General features: G+C 46.1%; 1 protein-coding gene. It reads right to left on the bottom strand.

Features of this window, described 5'->3' with window-relative positions; all coding sequences use genetic code 11:
• A partial coding sequence (locus C2M25_RS06485; RefSeq protein ID WP_158679684.1) for a phage portal protein occupies window positions 1-725 on the bottom strand: 725 nt, incomplete at both ends.

The raw sequence follows: 725 nt of genomic DNA, 5'->3' as shown, positions 1-725 counted from the left end.
AGTGGGTCAACCCACTGCCACCGACGGCCATAAAATTGATAATGATTTGCACGCTCTAGATCATAAGCATACAAACCTTTAATTTGATTTCTAATGAGCGCGTTACGAAGCCAGCGCTCATAAATAACATTCTTGATTTGGCTGATATACCAACCTTGCAAGCGTTTCCAATGCTCACGGTCTTCAATGACAGCTTGTCTTAAGGTTGACCAACTAACACCTTCAAAGTCGTTTGCTAGAACATTGTAATTTGCATCTACCCCACTTGCTGCACCACGCAAGATTGCTTTTTGAAAATCACCTGTTGAATCATCAGGCATGTCAAAGCGGCTTTCTCTGGCTTTGAAACCATCTGGTACCACATTACTTTTACCTGGTTCGAGTTCCTGAATAAACTCGCCATTCTCCCAATTTTCGTCATCTTCAGGAGGTGGCTGATCCGGGTCCCGCTCATAAATAAGCATATTGCTTGCACCGACTCGTGCACTAACAAGTGTTGCTTCACGAAAACCACGAATGTCATGCATATCTAGTAGCGACGCATGGGCCCAGGGCACGCCTCGTGTTTGACCTGGGCGCCACATAGGGAATGGCAACACAATCTCATCTGCAGGTACCCGAATATATCGTCTACCGCCCGTAGACCACGTATATTCACCTGGATGATTGGTAAGAATATGGTACGCAAGGTGACGACCAAAACCGTCCTGCTCAACCCCCATTTT

It is taken from the genome of Pseudoalteromonas sp. T1lg21 (assembly GCF_002964625.1).
GTDB classification, from domain to species: domain Bacteria; phylum Pseudomonadota; class Gammaproteobacteria; order Enterobacterales; family Alteromonadaceae; genus Pseudoalteromonas; species Pseudoalteromonas gelatinilytica.
This window is presented reverse-complemented; position numbering and strand designations above follow the sequence as displayed.